Below are 10,261 nucleotides of genomic sequence, written 5' to 3'. Positions count from 1 at the left end.
CTTCGCTGATGTCGCTCGGGTAGGGTTTTCTGGTCACGATTTCAGGCTAGCTCTGGCCCACCACGGCCCGGGGGAAAGTTCATAACACGCTCTAGGGAGTCATTGGCGAAATGAATCTGGCAAATGTGGCGTCGCTCCAGTCCCTCATCCGCGCCCGACGTTCGGAGCCTGCGCTGCCCGCTGGCGAGCGCGCCCTGTACGAGAACTTCGCCATTGAAGAACGCGTGACCGCCGCCCGGTTGCATCGTTACGCCCATACCTTGGGTGCTGCCCCGCTGTCGAATCTGGATGCCTTCTGGCAGCAGCACCGCGTCCGGTATCTGGATGAACACCAGTTCGTCGAAAAGGACGAGGGCTCTGTCCCTGATACCTTCAACGCAGCACTGAGCGGCCCCAACTTCTGGACGGGCATTGACGACAACGTCGTTCTCTACCGGCTGGAGCAAGTGTCCTGGGCGCTGAAGGGCAGTAGCGTGGATCAGGCCGAGCTGGAGCGCAGTGTCCGCGACGCCACCACCAATCCCGGCCCCATGCCCGACGCCGCCCGCACGCTGTTGCAGCGGGTAGTGGACGAGTGGAACAACCGGCGCAACCTCTACCCCAGCTTTGCCACCACGTCCGATGAAGTGACTGATCTGCTAGCTCAACCCGACTGGGTCGACCGCCTGCGCGATCACCTGGGGCTGGGCCACCTCAACCCCGCGCCCGGCCGTACCGAAGCGGTGCTGCTGATGCGCTACACGGTCAAGGAAGTGCACGCCGCCCGTGCAGCGCGCACCCAGGGCTTTTGCATCCCCACCGTGCTGGATGGCACACTCAACCCCTGGTTTTTCCCGACTCCCGCCCGCGCAGGCATCGAAGGCGCGGTGTACGAGCAAGGCCGGGCCGTGAATCTGGCTCCAGCCCGCACCGAATCGGACTACCGCATGGGCCTGGAGCTGATCCACTCTTACCTGGACTACCGCCCCGAGCACATCGTGCGCTGGGGTCTGATCTCGCGCCCGCACCAAGCCGACTTGGCCCAGCAGCGGCGCTGGCACCTGAGCTGGTTGCAGCTCAACTGCGACCGTGACGACTTTGCCTGTGAGCTGAACCATGTCTGACGCTGCCACTGTTGCTCCGCTGGACGCTGCCGCCCAGGCGTGGCTGGACGCCCTGGCCCAAGAGCCAGTCGCGGCGCTGGGTCGTTTGCTGATGAGCGGCGTCTGGCTGGGGGCCTACGCCGCGCTGGAGCCCGCCCAAGCCCTGCCGCAGTTCTTGCCGACGGCCCTGGAAGACACGCTGGACACTGCCCTGCAAGGCTGGCTAGGCCAGCAGTTGCGCCAAAACGCCCTACCGCCCGAGGCCACGCCCAAGCAATACGCCCTGGCGCTGACCCAGGCCGGGGTGCTGATGCAAACCCTGTCGCTGCCACACAGCGTGGCGTGGTGCCGTGAGCGTGCTCCCACGCTCTGGGCTTGGCTGAACCGCCAGCCCAGCTTTGCCTCGCGTGACCCGCGCAGTGCTTTTTTGCGGGCCCTGGCCCTGCACCAGACCAACCGCGACCTGCTGCCCTTCTGGATGGGCCTGTGCCGCCAAGGCCAGCCGCGCTGGGCGGCGCTGGCGCTGTTTGGTCTGCGGCGCATGCCGGTGAATGACGACGGCCAGATGCCCGAAGGGCTGCCTACCGCCTTGGTCGGTGGCCTGCTGGACTACGGCCTGAGCTTGTACCGCCACGCCGGGGACGCACCGCAAAAGCAGACCGAGCAGAAGCGCAAGTGGTTGGCCGAACTGGATTTCCTGAGCGCGGTGTACCCGATGTCCAGCAAAAACTGGCAAGCCCGTTTGCGCGATGCTTTGACGGTGCGCTCGCAAGACGCCGTCCGTCCGGTGCGCCATTGGCTGGATGAGCGCTGGCCCGCCATCAACCAGCCAATGGCCGCCGGGAGCGGGCGCAGACCCTTGGAGGCTCCCCATTGGGTGGATGAGGTTCAGCCCCTCCTTCATCGGTTTGACGCCCAGCGTGCACAGGTAGCGCCCCAACTGCGTGGCTTGATGGCCCAAAACGCCCACTACGCCCAAGAAACTGGCGATGCCCACTTTCTGGTGCGTTCTTACTGCCGCCTCGCCGACTTCCTGCTCAAGTCCTCTGACCACCAAACCAACGCCGCCCGCGATGCCCCCTGGGCCTTGCAACTCGGTCAGCAGGCCGTGCTCTGGGCACCGGGCAATCCGCAAGCATGGTCAGTGGTCGCCCGGGCACTGGATGAGCTGGGCGACTGGCCAGGTGCCCAGACCGTGTTCTGGTACGCCCGTAGGCGTTTTCCGTACGAGGTCAAAGTACACGCTCAACTCGGCCACGCCCTGGCCATGCGCGGGCAAGTGGCCGAAGGCGAGGCGGTGTACCGCGCCGCCATCCGCCGCTTTCCCGACAACCCTGTGTGCTGGGCTGACCTGGGCAACACCCTGCGCATCGCCCAGGGGCCGCAAGCGGCGCTGGCGGTGTACCGGCAGGCGCAACAACGCTTTCATGACGGTCCCATTTGCTGCTCCTTGACCGGCGTGCTAATCGACCTGGGGCAGGTGGCTGAAGCCCAGGCCGCGCTGGCTTGGGCGCAGCGGGTGGCCGACCCGAACGACAAGAAAGCTCAAGGCGTGCTGGACAACCTGCAACGCCGCTTCCAGCAACTGGCATCCGGCCAACAACCGACCCGCAAGCCGCAGCCCCCACGCCCGCAAGGCCCAGCCCAAACCCTGGCACCGCTGGAGCAAGCCGCTGGCACCGGACTACAAGGGCTGGCCGACCTGGGCTGCGCCACGCTGTGGCGCCAAGCCGGAGAGCTTGGCAAAGCCCGCCAAGCTCTGAGCCAGAACGCCCCGGCCCAGGACGTGCGCTGGCAGGCCGAAGAAGCCTGGCTGATTGCTCAAGAGCAAGGCTGGCCCAGCGCCCGGGCATGGCTGGAGCAACACACCGGGCAACACCCCGGCGACGGCGTGCTTGCCGCGCTACGCATGTATGCCACCGAGCAAAGTGGTGGCGCCGCCGAGTGGGGCAGTCTGCGCGGGCGGTTTGAAGAGCTGGCCCCGCTGATCCGCGTGCGCCAAGACCGGCAAGCCCGCTTGCCGGATGAGTTGAGTGCCGCGCTGAAAGCTGTCGAGAATGCCAGCGGCGAACCGCAGCTCGATGAGCTGGACGACGACTTCCGCATGGCCCTGTCGGTGTACCAAACCGCCCAGGATGACGCACTTGCCCCTCTGGTGCAGCAGGATTACTTGGCCGCCCGGCAACTGAGCTTGTATTGACCCACCACGTTGTTCACCATGAAAAAAGCGCCCAACTCGGCGCTTTTTTGGTGCTGGGGCAGCTCCCTGCCCCGCGGACGCATCCACTCGGCGGTGATCAAGCCCCGGCCTTCACCTTCAACCGCCACGCATGCAGGAGCGGCTCGGTGTACCCGCTCGGCTGTTCCTTGCCCTTGAACACCAAATCCTGAGCCGCCTGGAACGCGGCGCCATCGGGGTTCTCGGCCAGGCTCTTGTAGAGCGGATCACCCGCATTCTGGCCGTCGACTACCTTCGCCATGCGGGTGAAGGTTTCGCGCACCGCGGCTTCGGTCACCACGCCGTGCTGCAGCCAGTTGGCGATGTGCTGGCTGGAGATGCGCAGCGTGGCGCGGTCCTCCATCAGGCCGACGCCGTTGATGTCGGGCACCTTGGAGCAGCCCACGCCCTGGTCGACCCAGCGCACCACGTAGCCGAGGATGCCCTGCGCGTTGTTGTCGATCTCCTGCTGGCGCTCCTCGGCCGACCACTTCGCCTCGGCCACCACGGGCACGGTCAGCAGGTCGTCGAGCAGGCGGGCCTGCTGGCCGCTGGCTTCCAGCGTGGCGGCCTCGGCTTCCAGGCCCTGCTGCACCGCGGCCACGCTGACCTGGTGGTAGTGCAGCGCGTGCAGCACCGCGGCGGTGGGCGAGGGCACCCAGGCGGTGTTGGCGCCGGCCTTGGGGTGGGCGATCTTCTGCTCGAGCATCGCGGCCATCAGGTCGGGCATGGCCCACATGCCCTTGCCGATCTGGGCGCGGCCGCGCAGGCCGCAGGACAGGCCGATCAGCACGTTGCGGCGCTCGTAGGCGGCGATCCAGGCGCTGGACTTGATGTCGCCCTTGCGCATCATCGGGCCGGCGTGCATGGCGGTGTGCATCTCGTCGCCGGTGCGGTCGAGGAAGCCGGTGTTGATGAAGGCCACGCGCGACGAGGCCGCCGCGATGCACGCCTTCAGGTTCACCGACGTGCGGCGCTCCTCGTCCATGATGCCCAGCTTGACGGTGCTGTCGGGCAGGCCGAGCAGCTGCTCGACGCGGCCGAACAGCTCGGCGGCGAAGGCCACCTCGGCCGGGCCGTGCATCTTGGGCTTGACGATGTAGACCGAGCCCTGGCGCGAGTTGCTGATGCCGTTGCGGCCATGACGCTGCAGGTCGTGCAGGGCGATGGTCGTCGTGACCACGGCGTCCATGATGCCTTCGGGAATCTCGCGGCCCTCGGCGCCCCACAGGATGGCCGGGTTGCTCATCAGGTGGCCGACGTTGCGCACGAACATCAGCGAGCGCCCGTGCAGCGAGACCGTGCCGCTGCCCTTGGGCGCGGTGTAGAGGCGGTCGGGGTTCAGGCGACGCGTGAAGGTCTTGCCACCCTTGCTGACTTCTTCGGTCAGCGTGCCCAGCTGGATGCCCAGCCAGTTGCGGTAGGCCAGCACCTTGTCCTCGGCGTCCACCGCGGCGACCGAGTCCTCCAGGTCGAGGATGGTCGACAGCGCGGCTTCCATGACGATGTCGGACACGCCGGCCGCATCGGTGGCGCCGATGGCGGTGCTGCGGTCGATCTGCACGTCCAGGTGCAGGCCGTGGTGGGCCAGCAGCACCGAGCTCGGCGCGGCGGCGTCACCCTGGTAGCCGACCAGCTGGGTCGGGTCGCTCAGGCCGGTGATGGTGCCGCTGCGCAGGCGCACCACCAGCTGGCCGGCCTCGATGCTGTAGCCGGTGGCGTCGCGGTGGCTGGCGCTGACCAGCGGGGCGGCCTGGTCGAGCACCTCGCGGGCGCGGGCGATGACCTTGGCGCCGCGCACCGGGTTGTAGCCACCGGCCTTGCCGGCGCCGTCGGCCTCGGAGATGGCGTCGGTGCCGTACAGCGCGTCGTACAGCGAGCCCCAGCGGGCGTTGGCGGCGTTCAGCGCATAACGCGCGTTCAGGATCGGCACCACCAGCTGCGGGCCGGCCTGCAGCGCCAGCTCGGCGTCGACGCGGGTGGTCGTGGCCTGCACCGTGTCCGGCGAGGGCACGAGGTAGCCGATGCGCGCCAGGAAGGCCTGGTAAGCCGCCATGTCGGTGATCGGGCCCGGGTGGGCGCGGTGCCAGGCATCCATCTCGAGCTGCAGGCGATCCCGCTCGGCCAGCAGCGCGGCGTTCTTCGGCGCGAGGTCGCTGACGATGGCGTCGAAGCCGGCCCAGAACGTGGCCGAGGCCACGCCGGTGTCCGGCAGCACCTCATCCTCGATGAAGCGGAACAGTTCGGTGGCCACTTGCAGGCCGTGGAGGGTGGTGCGTGCAGTCATGGTGGATGCCTCGAGGGTGTGCGGAAGAAGGAGGGAGGAGGAAAGAATGAAGGCTGGCGGGCGCCCCGGCTCACGGGGCCGCAAAAAACCCCAGCACGTCGCGCAGGCTGTGGCCGATGCGGGTGGGTTCGGTGTCGAGTCCTTCGAGGGGCAGGCCGGCGCGGTTGACCCACAGCGTGCTGTAGCCGAACCAAGTCGCGCCGATCGCGTCCCAGCCGTTGCTGGAGACGAACAGGATCTGGCGCGCCGGCAGGCCCAGCGTCCGCGGGCCCAGCGCATAGGCGCGGGCGTCGGTCTTGAAGGCCCGGGCGGGCTCGACGCTGATGACGTGGTCGAGCAGCGATTCCAGCCCGGCGCTGCGCACCGCGATGCCCAGCATCGCCGGATCGCCGTTGCTCAGGATGCCCGCGGGGATGCCGCGCGCCTTCAGGCCCAGCAGCACCTCGTGCACGTCGGGGAAGGCGCTGAGGTGGCGGTACTGGTTCATCAGCCGCTCCTCGGCCTCGCTGTCCAGCTTCAGCTGCAGCCGGGCGCCCGCATGGCGCAGCGCGGCCCGCGTCAGGTCCCAGAACGGCCGGTAGCGGCTGCCGTCGGCCGCGCTCATCGTCACCAGCCGGGTGTATTCGATCTGCTTGTCGCGCCACAGCAGCGCCAGCGCCTCGCCGCGGCCGGGGAACAGCTGCTCGGCCGTCAGCCCGACGCTGTAGACGTCGAACAGCGTGCCGTACGCGTCGAAGAGCACGGCGCGGGGGGCGGGAGCAGCGGGCTTGTCCATGGCTGCACTGTATTAGATACTTATCCGATGATTGATAACCAGTTTGTGCATGGATTTGTGACCTGGATGCACGAATCGAGGGCCGGGCGATGACCGACCGCCTCAAGCAGATCGAGTCCTTCGTGCTCGCCGCCCAGAAGGGCAGCATGACCGCGGCCGCCCAGATCGACGGGGTGGCGCCGGCGATGATCGGGCGGCGCATCGACGCGCTCGAGGCGCGCCTGGGCGTCAAGCTGATGGTGCGCACCACCCGCAAGCTCAGCCTGACCCACGAAGGCAGCGCCTTCCTGGAGGACTGCGTGCGCCTGATCGCCGACCTGGCCAGCGCCGAGGCCAGCGTCAGCGCCGGCGGGGTCAAGGCCAGCGGCCAGGTGCGCATCACCGCGCCGGGAGGCTTCGGCCGGCGCCACGTGGCCACGCTGGTGCCGCAGTTCATGGGGCTGCATCCGGAGGTCAGCCTGTCGCTGAACCTGTCGGACCGCGTGATCGACCTGGTCAACGAGGGCTACGACTGCGCCGTGCGCGTGGGCGACCTGCCCGACTCCAGCCTGATCTCGGTGCGCCTGGCCGACAACCGCCGGCTGTGCGTGGCCGCGCCCGACTACCTGGCCCGCGCCGGCCGGCCCGCGCTGCCGCAGGACCTGATGCAGCACGAGTGCCTGACGCTGAGCTCCGAGGCCAGCCAGTCGCGTGGCTGGGCCTTCCAGGTCGACGGCGAGGTGCACCACCTGCGTCCGCCCGGCCGCCTCGACTGCTCCGACGGCCAGGTGCTGCACGAGTGGTGCCTCGCCGGCCTGGGCCTGGCCTGGCGCAGCACCTGGGAGGTGGCGGCCGACCTGCGCGCCGGGCGGCTGCTCACCGTGCTCGACGACTACGCCGCGCCCCCGAACGGCATCTACGCCGTCTTTCCCACCGTGAAGCATCTGCCGCTGCGCGTGCGGCTGTGGATCGACTTCCTCAAGCACACGTACGGCACGCCGGGCTACTGGCAGGCGTGACGCTTCGCACGGTCACAATGAGCGCAGGGGCGAGTGCATGCCAGGAGGGTGAAACGATGAAATGGGACGGTCAGCGCGAGAGCGACCAGATCGAGGACCGCCGCGGCGGGGGATCGCACGACGGCGGTGGCCGGCGCACCGGCCTGCCGCTGGGCGGCGGCAAGGTGGGGCTGGGCACGGTCGCGGTGGCGCTGATCGCCGGCTGGATCTTCGGCATCAACCCGCTGACGCTGCTGGGCCTGCTCGGCGGCGGCGGCGAGAGCGGGTATTCGGCGCCGGCCACCACGCCGTCGCCGGGCGCGGTGCGGGCGCCGGTGGCACGCGACGAGGCCACCCGCTTCGTCTCCACCGTGCTGGCCTCGACCGAGGACGTCTGGAGCGGCCAGTTCTCGCAGTCCGGCGGCAGCTACCGCAAGCCGGTGCTGGTGCTGTTCCGCGGCAGCACCCGCACCGCCTGCGGCCAGGGCGAGGCCGCGATGGGGCCGTTCTACTGCCCGGGAGACCAGAAGGTCTACCTGGACCTGGACTTCTTCGACGTGATGCGCCAGCGCCTGGGCGCGCCGGGCGACTTCGCCCAGGCCTACGTGATCGCGCACGAGGTCGGCCACCATGTGCAGCAGCTCGCCGGCATCAGCGACAAGGTCGAGAGCGCGCGGCGGCGGGCCGGCGAGGCCCAGGCCAATGCGCTGTCGGTGCGTCTGGAGCTGCAGGCCGACTGCTTCGCCGGCATCTGGGCCCACGACTCGCAGCAGGCGCGCCAGTGGCTGGACCAGGGCGACGTCGAGGAGGCGCTCAACGCCGCCTCGAAGATCGGCGACGACACGCTGCAGAGCCAGTCGGGCGGCCCGATCGTGCCGGAGAACTTCACGCACGGCTCCAGCGCCCAGCGGGTGCGCTGGTTCCGGCGTGGCATGGAGGGCGGCCGGGTGGCCGACTGCAACACCTTCGAGGCCCGTTCGCTCTGAGCGGCGGGGGCGGGCGCATCCCTTGATCTGCCGTCCGGTGAACTTGTTTTTCCGGGCGTGAAGCAAGATGAAGCTCCCTAGCATGGAAGCCCGGTGTCTGGCCTCCGATGGGCGGAAGGTGGTGCCGGCAGCAGAAAGGCTTCCATGCAGACCGCCGCGACCCTCGCCTCCCGGATCGACCACCGGCCGCCCGAGCGGGCGCCGCTGCAGGGCAGCGTGCCGGCGCGGGCCGCCTGCAAGTGCTGCGGGGCCGAGGCGGTGCTCGAGGGCTTCGTCGACTTCGACCGCGACTGCTACGGCCACAACGCCCAGCGTGGCCAGGTGCGTGGCCTGCCGATCGCCTACTACCGCTGCGCGGCCTGCGACTTCGCCTTCACCGACGCGTTCGACGCCTGGAGCGCCGACGAATTCAGCCAGCACATCTACAACGACGAATACGCGCTGTTCGACCCGAACTTCGCGACGGTGCGCCCGAAGGGCACGACCAGCCTGGTGCAGCAGCTGGTGCGCAACCGGGCCGCCCGCATCCTCGACTACGGCAGTGGCAACGGCTACACCGCCGCCCTGCTGCGCGAGGCCGGTTATGCCCAGGTGGTCGAGTACGACCCGTTCCACGGCGACCCGGTCAAGCCCGAGCAGGGCGGCTTCGACCTGGTGATCTGCATCGAGGTGGCCGAACATTCGACGAACCCGCTGGCGCTGTTCGCCGAGCTGGGCTCCCACGTCGCCGACCACGGGCTGATCCTGCTGTCGACCAAGGACATGAGCGAGGTCAGCGGCCGCTGGACCGACGACTGGTACGTCGCGCCCCGCAACGGCCATGTGTCGTTCTACACCGCCCGCACCCTGAAGCTGATCGCCGCCAGCCTCGGTCGCGACTACCACCGCATCGACGGCTTCCGCCACCTGTTCGCGCCCCGGCGGGCCCCGGCCGGCGCCTGATCCCCGTCAGCCCGGCTGCACCCCGAAGAGCCAGGCGATCGACGTGAAGCTGGCGAAGGCCAGTACGGTCGAGGCCAGGATGATGCGGGCCACCCGGCCGTTGTCCGCGCCGTAGCGCTCGGCCAGCAGCGAGACGTTGCTGGCGCTGGGCAGCGCCGCGGCCAGCACCAGCACGGTCATCTGGAAGTCGCTCAGGCCGGTGCCGAGCGCCCGGGCGCCCCAGGCCGCCAGCAGCACCAGCAGCGGGTGCACGAACAGCTTGATCAGCGCCACCGGCAGGTAGCGCGACAGCGGCATCGGGCGGCGGGCGTCGGCCTGGTCGTCCGGGCCCGGCCGCCCGGAGCGCCACAGCACCGCGCCGATGGTGAACAGCGCCACCGGGCTGGCCGCATCGGCCAGCATGGCGATCACCTTGTCGATCGGGCCGGGCAGCTGCAGCCCGCTCACCGAGGCCAGCGCGCCCAGGCCGATCGACCAGGGCAGCGGGTTGGACAGCGCGGCGCGCACCGAGCGCAGCATCGACGCCGCCGTGCTCTCGTGGGCCCCGAGGCGGGACTGCGCCTGGGCGATCGCGATGCACAGCGAGCTGGTGACGAACAGGTCGACCAGCACCGAGGTGATGACCGGCCCGGCGGCGGCCGGGCCCAGCAGCGCCACCAGCAGCGGCACGCCCATGAAACCGGTGTTCGGGAAGGCCGCGACCAGCGCGCCGAACGCGGCGTCGGTCAGGCCCTCGCGGCGGCTCAGCGGGATCGTCAGGCCCACGACCACGAGCGCACAGCCGACATAGACCCCGAGCACCACCGGGTCGAGCAGCTCGTGCACCGGCAGCCTCGCCCCGAAGCGGAACAGCAGGCAGGGCAGCGCGAAGTACAGCACGAACAGGTTCAGCCCGGGCACGGCCTCCAGCGGCAGCAGCCGGCGGCGGGCCGCCAGGTAGCCGGTGAGGATCAGCGCGAAGAAAGGCAGGGTGACGGCGGCGATGGCTTGCACG

8 protein-coding genes are annotated in these 10,261 nt (G+C 69.5%); 5 read left to right on the top strand and 3 right to left on the bottom strand.

All coding sequences use genetic code 11. The features are described 5' to 3' along the window. Positions 1 to 110 precede the first annotated feature (110 nt). Positions 111 to 1,103, top strand: a complete 993-nt coding sequence (locus C7444_RS10795) for a hypothetical protein (RefSeq protein ID WP_146219373.1) — start codon at positions 111 to 113, stop codon at positions 1,101 to 1,103. Further along, a complete protein-coding gene (locus tag C7444_RS10790) occupies positions 1,096 to 3,282 on the top strand; it encodes a tetratricopeptide repeat protein (protein WP_110400854.1) in 2,187 nt (728 codons plus the stop codon). The genes C7444_RS10795 and C7444_RS10790 overlap by 8 nt, the downstream gene beginning before the upstream one ends. 97 nt (positions 3,283 to 3,379) lie before the next feature. On the opposite strand, the gene C7444_RS10785 is transcribed toward C7444_RS10790, so the two are convergent. Together C7444_RS10785 and C7444_RS10780 are read right to left on the bottom strand one after the other, a co-directional pair. Next, complete coding sequence (locus C7444_RS10785) at positions 3,380 to 5,587, bottom strand: malate synthase G (RefSeq protein ID WP_110400853.1); 2,208 nt, start codon at positions 5,585 to 5,587, stop codon at positions 3,380 to 3,382. A 70-nt stretch (positions 5,588 to 5,657) separates the two neighbouring features. Continuing rightward, positions 5,658 to 6,362, bottom strand: coding sequence for a haloacid dehalogenase type II (locus tag C7444_RS10780; protein WP_110400852.1), 705 nt, complete (start codon positions 6,360 to 6,362; stop codon positions 5,658 to 5,660). 89 nt (positions 6,363 to 6,451) lie between these two features. On the opposite strand from C7444_RS10780, the gene C7444_RS10775 reads away from it, so the two are divergent. The 3 genes from C7444_RS10775 (at position 6,452) to C7444_RS10765 (ending at position 9,267) form a co-directional block, all read left to right on the top strand. Then, the gene (locus tag C7444_RS10775; protein WP_110400851.1) at positions 6,452 to 7,360 is read left to right on the top strand and encodes a LysR family transcriptional regulator; all 909 of its coding nucleotides are present in this window, start codon (positions 6,452 to 6,454) and stop codon (positions 7,358 to 7,360) included. A 56-nt stretch (positions 7,361 to 7,416) separates the two neighbouring features. Then, complete coding sequence (gene ypfJ / locus C7444_RS10770) at positions 7,417 to 8,325, top strand: KPN_02809 family neutral zinc metallopeptidase (protein ID WP_110400850.1); 909 nt, start codon at positions 7,417 to 7,419, stop codon at positions 8,323 to 8,325. A 144-nt stretch (positions 8,326 to 8,469) separates the two neighbouring features. Then, on the top strand, positions 8,470 to 9,267 hold the full coding sequence (locus C7444_RS10765; RefSeq protein WP_110400849.1) for a class I SAM-dependent methyltransferase: 798 nt from the start codon (positions 8,470 to 8,472) through the stop codon (positions 9,265 to 9,267). Positions 9,268 to 9,273: 6 nt separating this feature from the next. Here the strand turns inward: C7444_RS10765 and C7444_RS10760 are convergent, their stop codons facing one another. Next, positions 9,274 to 10,260, bottom strand: coding sequence for an AEC family transporter (locus C7444_RS10760; protein ID WP_110400848.1), 987 nt, complete (start codon positions 10,258 to 10,260; stop codon positions 9,274 to 9,276). Position 10,261: the final 1 nt, after the last annotated feature.

Source organism: Sphaerotilus hippei (assembly GCF_003201595.1).
Taxonomy (GTDB): Bacteria; Pseudomonadota; Gammaproteobacteria; order Burkholderiales; family Burkholderiaceae_C; genus Sphaerotilus; species Sphaerotilus hippei.
This window is presented reverse-complemented; position numbering and strand designations above follow the sequence as displayed.

Excerpts from the sequence above, each read along its gene's own strand:
- C7444_RS10795 (WP_146219373.1), top strand. The coding sequence starts at position 111 with ATGAATCTGGCAAATGTGGCGTCGCTCCAGTCCCTCATCCGCGCCCGA.
- C7444_RS10790 (WP_110400854.1), top strand. The coding sequence starts at position 1,096 with ATGTCTGACGCTGCCACTGTTGCTCCGCTGGACGCTGCCGCCCAGGCG.
- C7444_RS10785 (WP_110400853.1), bottom strand. The coding sequence starts at position 5,587 with ATGACTGCACGCACCACCCTCCACGGCCTGCAAGTGGCCACCGAACTG.
- C7444_RS10780 (WP_110400852.1), bottom strand. The coding sequence starts at position 6,362 with ATGGACAAGCCCGCTGCTCCCGCCCCCCGCGCCGTGCTCTTCGACGCG.
- C7444_RS10775 (WP_110400851.1), top strand. The coding sequence starts at position 6,452 with ATGACCGACCGCCTCAAGCAGATCGAGTCCTTCGTGCTCGCCGCCCAG.
- ypfJ (WP_110400850.1), top strand. The coding sequence starts at position 7,417 with ATGAAATGGGACGGTCAGCGCGAGAGCGACCAGATCGAGGACCGCCGC.
- C7444_RS10765 (WP_110400849.1), top strand. The coding sequence starts at position 8,470 with ATGCAGACCGCCGCGACCCTCGCCTCCCGGATCGACCACCGGCCGCCC.